Source organism: Taklimakanibacter albus (assembly GCF_016595235.1).
GTDB classification, from domain to species: domain Bacteria; phylum Pseudomonadota; class Alphaproteobacteria; order Rhizobiales; family Aestuariivirgaceae; genus Taklimakanibacter; species Taklimakanibacter albus.
This window is the reverse complement of the sequence record NZ_JAENHL010000006.1, coordinates 157,721-172,353: the sequence shown is the minus strand read 5'-3', so window position 1 is coordinate 172,353 and position 14,633 is coordinate 157,721. Positions and strand designations below refer to the sequence as shown.

The 14,633-nt window shown below is 60.6% G+C and carries 10 protein-coding genes; all 10 read right to left on the bottom strand.

The features are described from left to right. Window positions 1-59: 59 nt before the first annotated feature. The gene (locus tag JHL16_RS05450) at window positions 60-2,918 is read right to left on the bottom strand and encodes an autotransporter family protein (protein WP_200183871.1); all 2,859 of its coding nucleotides are present in this window, start codon (window positions 2,916-2,918) and stop codon (window positions 60-62) included. A gap of 241 nt (window positions 2,919-3,159) precedes the next feature. Continuing rightward, window positions 3,160-4,062, bottom strand: a complete 903-nt coding sequence (locus tag JHL16_RS05445) for an HNH endonuclease (RefSeq protein WP_200183870.1) — start codon at window positions 4,060-4,062, stop codon at window positions 3,160-3,162. A gap of 284 nt (window positions 4,063-4,346) precedes the next feature. Continuing rightward, the gene (locus tag JHL16_RS05440; RefSeq protein ID WP_200183869.1) at window positions 4,347-4,781 is read right to left on the bottom strand and encodes a hypothetical protein; all 435 of its coding nucleotides are present in this window, start codon (window positions 4,779-4,781) and stop codon (window positions 4,347-4,349) included. A gap of 344 nt (window positions 4,782-5,125) precedes the next feature. Next, window positions 5,126-7,189 carry an AIPR family protein gene (locus tag JHL16_RS05435; RefSeq protein WP_200183868.1) on the bottom strand — a complete coding sequence of 688 codons (2,064 nt, stop codon included), beginning with the start codon at window positions 7,187-7,189 and terminating at the stop codon, window positions 5,126-5,128. Continuing rightward, on the bottom strand, window positions 7,190-8,164 hold the full coding sequence (locus JHL16_RS05430) for a PD-(D/E)XK motif protein (protein WP_246770812.1): 975 nt from the start codon (window positions 8,162-8,164) through the stop codon (window positions 7,190-7,192). After that, a complete protein-coding gene (locus JHL16_RS05425) occupies window positions 8,154-10,826 on the bottom strand; it encodes a Z1 domain-containing protein (protein WP_200183867.1) in 2,673 nt (890 codons plus the stop codon). The genes JHL16_RS05430 and JHL16_RS05425 overlap by 11 nt, the downstream gene beginning before the upstream one ends. Beyond that, entirely contained in the window at window positions 10,823-12,301 is a 1,479-nt protein-coding gene (locus JHL16_RS05420; RefSeq protein WP_200183866.1) for an ATP-binding protein, read from the bottom strand. Before JHL16_RS05420 ends, JHL16_RS05425 begins: the two co-directional genes overlap by 4 nt. Next, the gene (locus JHL16_RS05415; protein ID WP_420884519.1) at window positions 12,301-12,723 is read right to left on the bottom strand and encodes a very short patch repair endonuclease; all 423 of its coding nucleotides are present in this window, start codon (window positions 12,721-12,723) and stop codon (window positions 12,301-12,303) included. Before JHL16_RS05415 ends, JHL16_RS05420 begins: the two co-directional genes overlap by 1 nt. Then, window positions 12,720-14,276 carry a DNA cytosine methyltransferase gene (locus JHL16_RS05410; protein ID WP_200183865.1) on the bottom strand — a complete coding sequence of 519 codons (1,557 nt, stop codon included), beginning with the start codon at window positions 14,274-14,276 and terminating at the stop codon, window positions 12,720-12,722. Before JHL16_RS05410 ends, JHL16_RS05415 begins: the two co-directional genes overlap by 4 nt. A 2-nt stretch (window positions 14,277-14,278) precedes the next feature. Next, window positions 14,279-14,476 (bottom strand): type II toxin-antitoxin system prevent-host-death family antitoxin, encoded by a 198-nt coding sequence (locus tag JHL16_RS05405; RefSeq protein WP_200183864.1) that lies wholly within the window; start codon window positions 14,474-14,476, stop codon window positions 14,279-14,281. Window positions 14,477-14,633 lie beyond the last annotated feature (157 nt).

Genomic DNA, 14,633 nt, shown 5'->3' with positions numbered 1-14,633 from the left:
CCGGGATTGGTTGTGGCGGGTTCTAGAGCATATCCCGCCAAATTTGAAGGCTTTTAGAGCTAAAATGCCGTGCTCAGGCCAACCGTGCCCTTGATGCCGTAGCTGCCCTCGAAGCTCGTGGTGCCGAGCGCCTCGCCATATAAAGAGTGCCGGCCGCCGCCCCAGCGATAGGCGCCACCGAGGCCGAGCTCGGCACCGAAAGAGTCGGGCTCGAAGCCGACTTCGGTGCCCGCTACGTCAACCGCGGTCCCGTCGAGGAACTCGTAGGTGATATTGGCGATGCCGTAGACGTGGGTGGGGCTGTCGCCGGTTCCCCCGTCATAGTCGAGCGCCACGCCGATGCGGCCTTTCAGGCTGTCGCCGCTCTCCAGCGTCACATCGGCGCCGAACTGGTCGGTGAAGTCGTCGAAATCGACCGACGTATAGGCAAGCTGCGCCTGCGGGGTGAGCGACCAGTTGCCGCCGACAGGCATCTTGCGGCCGGCCTCGAGACTGAAGGCATAGCCGAAGCCGTCATTACCGTCGACGAGATCGCCGACAGCGTCGGCAGAAAGATCGCTCGACAGCCAGGCGATCGAGGCCTGCCCGTCGACATAAATGCCGTCGCTGCCATACCAGGTCAGCGTGGCGCCGAGGCCATAGCTGTCGGTCGAATTGTCGCCATCGCCGAGGCGCGACTCGATGTCGGCGTCGACCTTGCCATATTGCGCGTTGAGGCCGCCGACGAGCATCCCCGACGCGTCCCCGGCGAGCCGGCCGTCGATGCCGACCTGCACGAGATAACGGTGGCTGTCATAGGACGTGCCGCTGGCCGAATCCCCCTCGACATGACCATAGGCGCCTTCGATGCGGGTCCAGAAGTTGCGGGGACCGGGATAATTTCCATCATCGGCCTGGCCGGCGCCCGGGAGATATCGATCGCCGACGCGCTGGCGCAAGGTCGGCAGCTCGGTCAACTGGAGCAGCACGACGGGATAGTTTTCGTAAGTGGGCACCGTCGGGGCCAGGATATCGGTCAAACGCAGATACCAGTCACCGTCGGCCGGATCGGCGATGCCATTCTGGAAGAGACCGTAGAGATGCGCGCCGCCGATCGCCGGGGCGCCCAGCACGAAGGCGTCGGCGGCGGATGTACCTGCCACATCGACGATCTTGATGCCGTCGCCCGTCGTTGCGGCGCCGGCGCCGCCGAGATTGGTGACGAAGACCTGCGTCGCGCCGCTGCCGAGGATGGAGTCACCGGTGACGACCAGAAGGTCGGTCGGCGAAGCATCGTTACCGAGCACAGACTCGATCCTGAGAGCGCCGCCATTGCTGGTGTAGTTGCCGTCGATGGTGAGCGTGCCGATGCCGTTGCTGCCGGGCGCGATGGCGCCGCCGGCATAGTTCGCGGTGTTGCCGACCGAGCCGGTGCCGGCAAGCGTGCCGCCGCGCACATCCATGGTGCCGCCGAGCGCGCCGTTGACCTCGAGCACGCCGCCATAGATGCTGGCGAGGCCGAGGAAGCCCAACTGGTCGGCATTGAAGATGGTGCGTCCGGCCAGTTGGTTGATGGCGCCGCTGCCGTTGATCGGAATGTCGAAGACATAAGCGGTTTCGGTGTGGTTGAAATTGATCTCGGCGCTGGCCGCGAGCGTGACGGCGGATGCTGCGAGCGTTCCGGCGGCCGCCGCGGCCTGGCCCGCAACCCCGCCGATATTCAGCGCGGCGTCGCTGTCGGGATCGACACCGCCGACGGTGAGGGCCGAGTTGCCGCCATTCACCACGACGCGGCCGCGATCGGCGATGGTGAGGATGCCGGTGCCCGTGGTGCCGAGATTCATCGTCGTCGCGCTGAGCTCCGACCCGGCGCCCGAAACCAGGACACTGAAATTGGGGACGACGTTGCCCGAAACGGTGGCGATGTTCATCGTCGTTCCGGCCGAAACCACGCCGCCATCCAGGACTGAAAGCGAGCCTCGATACATGGCCATTGTCGTGCCCGAGTCCCAGCGGGACCCATCGCCCGACACCTCGGCCGTGACCAGAGCGCCGGCATAGGCAACGTTTCCGGCGCCGCCGAACGAGGTGGCGCCGCTGATGTCGACCACGCCGCCAGCCCGCACCTTGATGTTGGTGGTGCCGTTGGCCGACACAAAGCCGCCGGCCTCCAGCGTGGAGCCTTCGTCCAGGACGTTGATATTGGCGATGCCTTGTGAACCCGGTGTGTGAACTCTTATGCCGGTCGATGTCGTGTATACGCCGCCTTTCTCGATGGTCAGCGTCGACTGGCTTCCGCCGCCGGCGCTGAGGTCGGTCGAGTCGGTGCCCGTGGCGACCAGCCTTGTGCCTTGGCCGGATATCGTCAGGCTCGCCTGCGAATTGGCCGCCGTCGCAATGCTCAATTGGGCCAGTGAGCCGCCGGCAGAGGTCCCGAATGTGACTTCGCTGCCGCCGGTGATCAGGGTGTGACCGGCGTTAAGGCCGATTCTGGTGATGCCGGAACCGGTTGCACCGTCGATGATGAGCTGGCCCGCGCCAATCTTGCTCAACTGGCCTGCATTCAGGCCGCCGGTACCCAGGATCTGGCCAGACAGAGTCAGGCTTGCATCGCCGGCGATATCAAAAGGCGCCGCCGCGTTATAAGCCAGAGTGTGGACGCCCGTATCGATCGTGATAGCTTTTCCGGCAATCGGCGGAAGCGAGCTGGTGATCTGAAAGCTGCCGGTCAGCGTGATCGTCGATGCGGCATCCGGGCTGGCCTGGGCATCGGCGATCGCCTGGTAGAGCTCGGTCTGATTGGAGGCCTCGAAATTCGCCGCCAGCGCCGAGGAAGCCGTGAAGCCCAGCGCCAGGGCAGCTATGCAGACGCCCCCGGCAAGCTCGAACTTCTTGTTGGATTTTCTGTCGGAAGCGCTCCCGCCCGAGCGTGTACGCATATTCCATGCCCCCGTATGTGCCGCATCAGAAGCGACAAATGATATCGATTTGCGTTTTTTGACAAGCGAGAATCCGTATCGGTTCTCAAACAGACTTAATGGACGGTGCTCCGTTCAGCGTGTCGGCGCTGCGTCGTACAATTTCTGATTCCGGTTTATCAACCTGCGGGTGAGAGCAAACGAAGCGGACAAAATCTAAAATGGAGAGCGGCGAGATTTGCCTATCAGCGACGCCATCCGCTCATTGCTTGAAGCAGCTCTCACGATGCCATCTTAGAAAATGCGGATGCGGACGGTCCGACATGCGTTTGGGTGAAAGCGCGTAACCCGATTTGTTGACTATCGATCGGATTCCTTGCGGATCGTTCGCTTGCCGCGAGATCAGTATTTCCAGATTGTCGGCCAGGCTGATCAAGCCGCGATCAAACATCCAATGCGCCGTGCCCGAAAGCGCTATCCCGTTGCCGACAATATCAGGTCCGCTTGCTTCAACCGGCCGAATGTGCGCGGCAGCGACCTCCGCCCGCCCTCTTCCGTTGATGAGCTTTAGCCCCGTGATGGCGCATCGCTCGTCATAGGCGCGCAGGACGACACGTCGAAAGACCCGATCGCGCATGACCCTCGATATGGTGATGCTGACGCGATCGCGCTGTTCGTCATAGGTGAAAGGCGCCTGCTCCTCTGCAAGAGAAGACTGCGGCATTTCATCATCGACCCGAGGCAGTAACGGAATCTGTTCATCGAGGCCGAGCCCAACAATTCTACTGAAATCTTCACGAGAGATCGGCCGCACTGCCGATTGAGCGCGTCCTGAAATCCGCCCCTCGTCGTTGAGAACGCCTCGTTCTATCGGCCGTCCGTTCGCTTCAGTGAAGGGAACCGGATTGGCAAAGTCGAGATAGCTTCCGGGCTCAATCAGCGCCAGGTACATCCCAGGCACGCCGGGGTCCGGAATAACCTGCTGGACCCTTGCGAGCGCGAAATAGCCCCGCGTCTGCCCAACCTTGCGCGGTTCGTAGTAGATTATCCAATCGCCGACACAGGCTTCCACACGACTCAAGTACTGGCTGGGAAATTGATATTGTTCGGCTGGACTGTCCTCATAGATCGAGTCCAGGCGATGAATGAAGACTCCCAGTCCCATGGCTCGATCGGCAAAGCCTTTCTTGGTCTTCGAGGCTAGTCGCTAAAAAACGGTAAATCATGCGCCGGCGTGGTCTCCCTGCCTACTCTCACTCGATTTGAGTTCGCATTGTAACTATTGAGCTTTCCGCTCAGACCCCAAGTCCATACCAACTGCGATACGACCAGGGTAAGGGCGCTGGTTTCGCGGATTCTATGTGATGGTCCTCCCCGCCATAGACGTGCTCGTATCATAAACGAGCGCCACGAGAATGCAGGCCAAAGAATCTCTGCCAGCGCACGACCTCAATGCGTTAGAACCCGAGCCACAGCCTCAAGCGCCTCCAGAAGGACTGGAAGCAGGCCTGTTACTTTCAAAACAATTGCCGGTGCCAGAACTGCCAGTGCTGCGTCCACGAACTTCGTGGTCCGCTGGCCTGCCCAAGCGGCCATTTTTACGCCGAACTGGACGAGCCCCTCGGAATTAGCTGCGACAGATGCTTGGTCCGGGGACGGCTTCTCCATCTCCGACTCAAGAGCTTCAATATGTTGTCGGACCTCGTTGAATGCCTCGCGCCTGAGCCCTTCTGAGGACAATGGCTCGGGCGGATTGTTGTGGCCGATGCCGAGAACTTCCCGCTCAACGTCATCAAGGCTTTGCCGGAGTCGTGCGAGGGCTTCGAGTGCATACTGCCGGTCGCCAGGACGAACGATAGGGATATCTGTGCCCAGCGTTTGCATACGAGCGAGGATTTTCCGAAACTCCGGACTCCCCAGCAGTAACGCCCTGATCCTCGGTCGCACTCCAGCGCCGACTTGTTCGGCCGGCGAATAGCCGGTGAGAATGGGCCCTCCCAGTTCACTAACGACCGCAGAGATATTTCGGAACCGGTATCGCAAAGATGCATCGTTGCGATCCGGAAGCCCCTCGTCGAGGAGAGCCAGAGCAGCCGCTTCGCTTCGGAACGGCAGGCTTACGGCCTGTGCTCGGAGCAGGAAGACGTATGCCTCGACGGCATCGGCCAGTTCCCCGTCGGTCCATGGGACGTTTGAACTGGGCGCTCTGCGTGTGCGATGTTGCGCTCTTATAGCAGCACCCCTTCAAGGCGCGCCTTCTCGATCGTCTCGATAAGCACGGCGCACTGCTTCTCGGTCGGGATTTTGGCGGGCATCTGCATGGCTATGTCGAGGATTCCCGCTTCCTTGGTCGAGAGCAGTTTGCGGGTTGAAAGCACCTTGCGAACCTTGGCCCATTCATCCGCCGCAATGCCGAGAACGCGCCGCTGGGCCTCGATGCCATTGTCGATCTTCTGGGTCTTCTTCGCGCTCTGAGCCTCCGAGGCACGATCCTCCGCCGACAGCAGGTCGCCGTTGAATTCCTCTGACAGGAGCTGCTCGAATTTTTCGAGGTTACCCTGAAGACCGGTCCAGCAAGCATCCCTTTTGCACCATTCGGAGATGTTGGAGATGCCCGCAGGCGGCCGAATGATTTCCTCGTTCACCGCCTTGGAGATGTCGGCCAGCGCCTGTTCAAAGGTGCCGTTGATGCCCTGAGCGTTCCAGACACGGCCGTAGTCAATGGCCTTGCCCTGACGGCGCACAATCTCGCTGATGACGGCCAGCGTGTAGGCGACAATGTTGGCGCGGTAGCCGCCGTTGTACCAAGACTGAGCGGAGACGAGCTTCTCGCAGGCCCGGAAAATTAGCGCACGGGCAACGATCCGCTTGAAGTAAAACTCGTTGAAGCCGTCCGACGACTTTTTCCATTCCGCGCCAATCCGTGCGGCGTAGCGGGCAAAGTTCTTCTGAGCGCCCAGGTTCACCCATTTCGGATGGTCATCCCAGACGTTCTCGAACTTCGCGAGGTCCGTCTTCGTAAACATCTGAGGTTTGGGATTCTCAGCCTTGAAGCGCCGCTGCTCGGCAGGCGTCAGCTTCGACTGCGCATCGGCATACTGCCCGCGCGCACGCTCGTAGAACCACTTCGTCTCGCGCTGCACTCCCTGCTGCGCGGGTGCCCAGAGACGGCGCGAGAAGTCCTGCATGCGCACGTGGAACGGGCTGTTGGAGAAGAAGTCCGCCGCGTTCACCCGGTTCTGGGTGTTGGCATACTCCGAAATAAGTGGAACGACCGTGTCGCTCTCCTCGCTGTCAATCACCGACAACTTCATCTGCACGAAGATACCGTTGAGCTTCGCCTCGTCGCGGCGCTTCGTGTGGAAGAGAGACGCCGTCGTCTGGCCGCCATTGACTATCTGGAGATCAACGATCCGGGTGATGGCGAGGCCCTCTACCCCCCTCTTCGTCTCGACGCTCTGCGCCGTGGCGGTGATGCCGTTGTTGTAGGCAAAGAACATTGAAGGCTCGTTGATGATCGTCGCCCGGATGCCCTGGTTGACCTTACCCCTGGCCTGGAGAAAACAGCGCACATTCTGCTCAAGAAGCTGAGCGCCGAATTTTCCATAGAGCGTCGCCAGAACGTCGGCCGGCATGACGATGAGATACGACGGATAGGCGTCGGACCCCAGGTGCGCCGGCAGACAGGAGATTCCCGCACCGAACATCGCCTCGAAGTCCAGATCGAGCGCCTCCTTGTGGCTGCGTGAGCTGCGCTGGCGGAAGAGCCTTGAGATGTCCCAGATGTGATAACTGGCAGGTACGCCGCAGACTTCACCATCGGGCATGCTCTGAAGCCGGTCGCTGAGCGTGCGTTCCGAAACGAGGATCAGATTGATCCGCCGGAGCTGCCCCTTTCGGTCTGCTATCTGGCGGGCGAGGCCATATTCCGGCGACGTGACTTCCAGGTCCTTCGCCAAATCCTTTCGGAGGGAGGCTTCAAAGAAGGAGGTGAGACGTTTGAAGGCCGCCTCGACGTCAGTGCGGGTAAGCGAGGCAAGCTCCTGCCTGCACTCGAAATCGGCCACGAACAGGTCAAGGCCTCCCTCGTCGTCGAACCAATAGCCATCGACACGCATGCCTCGCTGGGCGCGGTAGTGGCAGAACTCGAAGCCCTCGACGAAGCCGGTTTCGACCAGTTCGTTACCGACGCCTTCCATGAAGGCGGTGAGTTGAAAGGCGCTGTTCGCCTCCGCCCCGGCGAGTATCTCCTGCCGGAAGTCATGAAAGAAATCCTCCGCCGTCAGTTCCACTTAATCCCCCTTCAACACCTCGTCGTTGCTCACCTGAAAGTCCTTCATCGCTTCGAGTTCGATTTCGTATGAAACCCGCACGATGCCCGAAGGCAGCTCCGCACGCACCAGGCGCGGGAAATCACCTTCGACGCGGTAGGTCTGGCGGTCGGCTACGACAAATTCGGGCGTATCGTAGGCGGCGATCGGCAGGTAGCCGAAATCGGCGAGTTTCTGGGAGAACTGCTCCAGCACATCGGCGTCGCCGAGTTCACCTTCGACCAGCTCCACCAGCGCGTTCAGCGACACCGCACCGGCGGTGTCCGCCGCAACGGTGAGCCGGTGAGTGACCAGGAACAGGTCATCGACGACCGTCGCGAGCTGATCTTCTGAGGAAATCCGCACGGAGTTGCGGTCGCGACCATGTAGCGATTTCACCTCGACGGCGATGTTGTCGAAGATGAAGTCCTGCTGACGCATATCGGCACCGGTCCAGCCATCTACGGTCTCCGCCGTCGTCAGCCGTCCGGCATACAGCGCGCGCATATACTGGAGTTCGGCCCAGAGGCCGCGAACCTCCTCATCGGACAGATGGCGCGATTTGCGCGCAGCCAGGAATGCCCGCCACCGCCGGATATGCGCCAGCGCCATCGCGAGCGCCTGAACGGAGGTAGTTGCTGGTGCAAGGGTGTTGATGAGCGTCTGACAGAGACCAAAGAAGAGGTCCTGATCGACCGTGCGGTCAAGGGTAAGAACAAGGCGCTGCTGCTGTGGGGCGTCACTATCACGCAGATCGACATTGATGCCGTGAAATTCGACGACGCCGCGCCGGAAGTCCTCCGCGAAATCGCCCTCAAGCTCAATAATGATGAGGCAACGACCCAAGGTGTCGCGTCCCCAGAAGAGCGGTATCGAGCTGGCCGCTGCAATCTTGCGCACGGTGTAGTCGCGTGTCGGAACGCCGATGTCATCCCAGGGAAGACGATCACTCATCATCGTCCTCCTCATCCGGGTCATCTGTCAGCGATCCATACATGTGCTCGATCCAGACCTTGTTTGCGACGATCTCGACAGTGGTCGAGTAGTCGCCCTCCGGGAAGCTCACGCCGAAGGCCGGGATGCGCCGTCCCTTGAGGTCATCGTTGTTCGTCGGCTCCAGCACATGAACCATGACGAGCGGGCGGTTGCGCTCGCGCCGGTAATGCAGGTCCGACGCCAACTTGTCCATGCTCTCGTTCTCCGGGTCTTCGCGTGCCCGCTCCTTCGCACGTTCGATCTGGACATCGGTGAGGCCGAGCTTCTCGTCGCCACGGCTGGCGACACGATGCTTGCTCAACAACCACCCGCCGTCCTTGATCCGTTCGGCGGCCACCGAGGCGTCGCGCTGCTGGACGCCGAGTTTGAATGCCGCCTCATCCTCACCACCGCTCTGAAGCGAGATTAGCAACACGTCCACCACGGGGTGCGCCGCCTTGATCTTATCGAGGTAGGCCATCAGCGCCCCCTTCATCGGCGCGAAGTCCTTGTGGACTTTGAAGCCCCCGAGGAAGTCCAGCGCCACCTCCTGGTCGACACCCTTGAAGACCCAGCCTTTACCGGTGGGTTCTGCTGGCTTTCCGCCAAAGCCGTCCGTCCAGTATTCCGCGATCAGGACCTCATTTTCATTGCTGGTCTCAGGCGACAGCGGGAGCCTGGAACTCTCCTTTAACTGTGCATTGAAGCTTTGGCTGACCGTCACCTGCTGTCCCGTTCGCATCTTGTTCGCGGCGGTGATGAGGAGAGCGTCGGGGTGCAACTGGACATAGAGGCCGAACTGCTCCGGCGTCATCTTCGCGCGACGCATGCGCCTGATTTGTTCGCGAAGCTCCTCGGTCGCGCTGGCGATGTGGCTGTACCAGTTGATCGAGTCGTCCGAAAGCCAGACACGGCACAGGTCCTCGAAGTTCGGCCGGTAGCCGAACCAACGGCCCATCTGGAGCAGCGTGTCGTACATACGGGTATTGCGGTACATATAGCTGATGGTAAGACCTTCGACGGTCAGACCGCGCGACAGGCTGAGACCGCCGATAGTGATCGCGGTCAGGCCGACACCTTCCTTCTCGTACTTGCCGTAGTCGAGCACGTCTTCGGTCTTACTGTTCACGACCAAGAGCCGCATATGGTCGAAGGCGCCGAAGAGCGCCCCCCGGACTTCCGACCAAGCGAAGCCGCAGTCACTGAATTCGCGCTCATAGGCATCCTTCAGCCGCCCCATGTATTCGTCGGTCTCAACCGCCGGCAGCGCTTTTGCGTAGTTCGCCTTCACTGCGAGCATGATCTTGTTCTGGCGCTCACTGACGAAGTCGCGGACCTGCTTCTGGACGGAGACGAAGCGAGACACATTGATCAGCATCGAGCAGTGCTTCGCGGCTTGGCCACGCAGATTGCGGATCGTGCGTGCGACAATAAAATCATCCAACGCGCGGTAGAGGCTAGGCGGCAGTTCGGGAACCGTGTCGCCGTTCTTGTGCGAGGATGGGATGTAGTCCTCGCAGTCGTCGATCTCCCGAACGATGCGCTCACTGCTGCTGTCGTCAACGAATACCTTGTGCGGGCCGAAATACGAATTCGGCGGGTCGAGGCTGTAAATGAAATGCCGGGGGAACAGCTCCTCCCGAACGTCCTCGTCATAGGCGTCGGGGTTGATGAATATGTTCGCGAACGGGGTCGCCGTGTAACCGACGTAGCACGACTTTGAGAACAGGCGGAGAATGCGGCGGATCATGGAATTGGTCCGCGTAGGGTTGATATCCTCCTTGTTCGTGTTTATCGATGCGTTGTCGGCCTCGTCGTCGATGAAGAGCATCGGCACGTCGCCGATGCGACCGTCCTTCGCGTTCAGCTCCCTCAGCCATTTGAAGAGCGAGTCCAGGGTGCGAACGTTTTTCTTGATGACGAGGATGATCGGCACGCTGAAGTCGTTGATCTTCCAGCTCGCCTCGGCGGTCTTTTTGCTGAAGTCGCTGTGGATCGTGGTGAGCGTCGCAGGATGCTTGTAGCCGTCGATCAGGCCGACGCCGATGCTCACACGATTGTTGGGATCGCTGGACCGCCCGATGAACGCCTCTTCGAGACGCTCCTGCGTCTGCCGGCGCAGATTGTTGTGAATGCCGGCGCTGACGATGATGAACTTATAACCGGCATCAGCCGCCTTCGCGATCACGCCGGTGAAGTTCGCCGTCTTGCCGGATTGCACGTGACCGATTACCAACCCGCGCCTGTTCCACGCCCCCTCACTTTTCGGGTCCTGGAGATGTCCGAGGATGCGCGTGCATACGTCGCCGAGCGACCTGACCATCGTCGAGTGCCAACCATCGTCCTTGAGGTGTCCCTCGTAGGCGTCGGAATACATCGTCGGGATCTCGCGCTTGCGGACCCAGTCCTCGTCGTGTCTCGCCTCGTCATCCACGAGCGAGACGCCGGCGCCCATGCGGGTGTCGACCGCGATCAACGCCTCTTCGATGATGTTGGAGAGGTCACCGTCATAGTCGAAGACCGCCGCCATCTGCCGGGCCTTCTTCTCCACCATTTCGCACGTCGGCGGTTCGGTGAGACTCGCCAAGCTGCGGATCAGCGAGACCAGGATGTCCTTTTCCAGCTCAGCCTGGCTCACACTCATACAAACTCCTCGGCGATGAATTTCTCGGCGAGGTTCATGTGGGAATCGAACAGGTGCGTCGAACGCACTATTTCGCGGAATCCCCCGGCCCCGATGGTAGTGGTATCAGAAAACGCATCCCTGAGTGCGCGCAGACGCTCCAGCACTACAACCTCTTCGTCCTGGGTCTGGGATACTTCGCGCGGGTGGAGTGAGTAGTCCGAATAGATCATCTCGACCGGGATGGAGGACCCGACGGCGTCGATCACGAGGCCGAGTAGCTTTGCGTCCTCGGCGCCGAGCCGTGACCTCAGTTGCTCTATAAGTGGATGACCTGAGTTCACTGCGTAACGGATGCGGGCATGATCCGCGTAGCGTTCCCACACAGGAGCGGCGACTTCATCGAACAGCTTCTGTCCACGGCCACGATGAACCGTCGTGCTTGCCCCAGTCACCAGGCCGATGATCTGCTTCAGACGCTCGCGCACCGCCAGCGGCGGGCGGGCTCGAGACTTCTTAATGTCGATGGTCCACGACTCATCAAGGCTGTTCGGGAAGTCGATCTGAACGCGGGCCAGCTTGGTCGCTTCGCCCTTAGGAATCAGGCGGAACCAGTCGCCCCAAGCCATGAGACGCCCGTTTCGGTAGATGTAGGCCCCCTGGTTGGAGATGAAATCGCTGCGGCTCTGATAGAAGTCGTACTCGGACGCCGTGAGATTGCTGTGGTGGGGTAGAATGTACGGCTGCAACGTTACTGTCTCGCCATCGACAGTTACGTAATCCTCGGGGAGGTGACGGGTCGCCATGTTCTTACGACAGAACGGATCGAACGGTTGAACGACATGCCCGTTGAGAGTGATCGCGATGCGTTTCCGGCCCTTCACCTCACCGGATAAGAAGCGGTGGAAAACCAGCGCGAGGTGCCTTTCCACAATGTCGAGCTTCTCGTTGACGATTTCATCGCGGCGGCTTCCGCTCTCATCCTCAGACAGCCGGTCGAGTTCGCGCCAAATGACCACCGTGCCGTGATCCGCTAGCTGATCAACGTGCGGCAGGTCGGCGATATCCTGATCGTTGAGGATCGATAGAATCCAGTCGTCCTCGCGGTCGATGCGGTCGAGGTTCCATTCCGCACTGCTGAGTTCGCCCTTCTTCAGGCTGATGACGGTGAGGCTCCGGCATTGAGAGAATGAGGCAGTCTTCAGGCCAAGTCCGAACCGGCCAAGATCATGCGCTCCGCGCTTCGTCTTCGGGCTGGCGCTTCCGTGCTTCATCGCCTCGATTAGCTCAGAACGCGACATACCCCGGCCGTTGTCGATGATCGCGAGATAGGGGGACACCGCCGCGATCTCGCATACGATATCGACCTTTGTGGCCTCGGCCGAAATGCTGTTGTCGATGAGGTCGGCGACTGCCGTCTCCAGCGAATAGCCCAGGTCCCGCATGGATGCGGAGAGACACGCTGCGCTTGGCGGGAGACGGTGATCCTCAGCCATCAGTGGTCTCCGCGAAGGGTACTGTTGATCGTCGAAAGAATCCCTCCAGGGTCCTTCATCAGATCGCACTCCCAGACGACAATCACCCGCCAGCCGAGGTCTGAGAGGCGCTCGGCGTTGGAGCGATCACGAGCAACATTCCCCTCGAACTTTGCCACCCAGAATTCCGGCCGCGTCGATGGGGTCGTCGCGTTGCTGCATCCTTCGTGGCGGTGCCAGAAGCATCCATGCACGAATATCGTCGCCCAGTACTTCGGAAGCACAATATCGGGTCGTCCAGGTAGCTTCCGGTCGTGAAGGCGGAAACGATAGCCGGCGCGATGCAGCAGCGATCGGAGCTTCACTTCCGGTTCTGTGTCGCGTCCTCTGATACGCGACATGTTCCAGCTTCGATGCGTGGTGCTGACCGTGTCGGCCATCATCGGTCGACCTTCATCGCGTCGAGCACCTCAGCAATGACCGCCGCGATCTGCGTTGCGAGATAGGGCGGTACCGCGTTGCCCACTTGATGATACTGCGCGGTCCTGTTTCCTTCGAACTTGTAGTTATCAGGGAAGGTCTGGAGCCGCGCGACCTCCCGAACCGTGAGGCTCCGGCACTGCGACGGGTCGTAGTGGATGAAGTAGTGGCCATCCTTGCAGATATGCGACGTGATCGTGGTCGCGACCTGGTCAGGAAGCTGAACCCGGAAGCGGTCATTGAACATCTGCCCGGTGCGGGCGAGTTCTACATTCTGATGATCGGGCAGAAGGGCTTCGGGGAAATCCCGGAGTTTCGGAGTTCGACCCGCCTCCCGCGCGAACACCGAGGCGAACATGTACCGCCTCAAGTCGGACGGCATGTGCTTGCGGGACTCATGGCTTGTCAGAACCGGCAGGCGTGGATCGTAGAGTTCCCGAAGGGTATCGTGCCGCCCGATGGAGCCCTTCAAGTAGCGGCTGGACGAACTCTCCGTGGGGCTGTCGAGGTTCAGGATCGACGGGAGAGAGATGCCGTTCGCGACGGCCCCCGCGTAGGACGCTCCGTTGAGCTGCCGGCGGATGGGGAGTTCTGCAATCCGCGCGATCTCCTGTTGCCAATTCTCCAGAGTATCCTTCATCTGCGACAAGCTGCTCCTTATCGGAGGCAGGCCACCGATGGTCTGGCGCACGGTCGGCGCCTTTTGGGGTTTCAGCAGGCCCGGGCGGACCTTGATGTCCTCCCGGATGCCGACGATGAACATGCGGTGCCGGGCCTGGGGCACCCCGTATTCCTCGGCCTTCACAAGGAACAGGCGTGGGTCCACCTCTTCGTCCGCAAGCTCCTCCTCGGAGAGCGAATAGAGCTTGTAAGCGAGCCCGTTGGACCCATCACGCACGGCGGTTTTAGGGTGCGATAGGTCGCGAACGATGCGGGTGATCGCCGGCTTGCCGTTGATCCTCGCCGAGAGTAGGCCCTTCACATTCTCCATAACGAACAATGGCGGCTGGTGGTCGATGATGATCTTGAGATATTCGAGATAGAGCGTGTGGCGTTCATCCTCCTCGAAGTCCGGGTCGCCCATCATTCGTGAGCGGCCAACAATCGAGTAGGCTTGACACGGCGGTCCACCGACGAGCGCCCATTTCTGCTGACCCTTCAGCTTCCGGCTGATGATCAACTTCACCTCGGCGTGGGAGTCCGGGCCGAGGGATATTTTCAGGGCGCTCTTCTTCGCCTCCAGGAACTCCTCACGGTGGTTCCGATAAAGCTCGTCGCGGTCAATGTCGGCGCGAAGGTAGCGATAGTAGTCGTCGGGAAACTGCCGGTAGGGAAAGCGCCGCAGGAAATGGCGCAGAAGCAAGGTCTGGTGGGCCGACTCGTCTCGCTCGATTGAGACGACGCTGTCGAACCTGGCGGAGTAGCCTTTACCCCGAAGCGCGGCGAAGCCTTCACCGAGACCGCCAGGCCCGGCAAACACATCCACCACCGGATATGGTTCACTTGGTACGGCCATACTCAGCTTTCCGTTTGGCTGGCTGAAATGGCCTTCGGCCGCTCACTGTCCGGCCGCGCGGAAAGACGTTCATACTCCTCCACGGACACGATCATCAGGACGCCGGATCCATGCTTCTCGATCCGAACAGGTTCGGCTCGCGCGGTGTCAATCATCAGGCCGAAAGCGTTCTTTATCTCCCGCCCCGACATGGTTTTCATAGCCCGTCCCGTCGCATTTCTGTTACTCCGTTTAGGACAAAGTAGGTCCTTGTGGCAATGGTAAGGTTGGCCGTGGCAGAATCCTGCAAGAGGGCATCGCTGCGCTATGTGGGAGCTTTGCGCCGCCCGTTCGCTATCATGGCCGAGGGAACCGCAC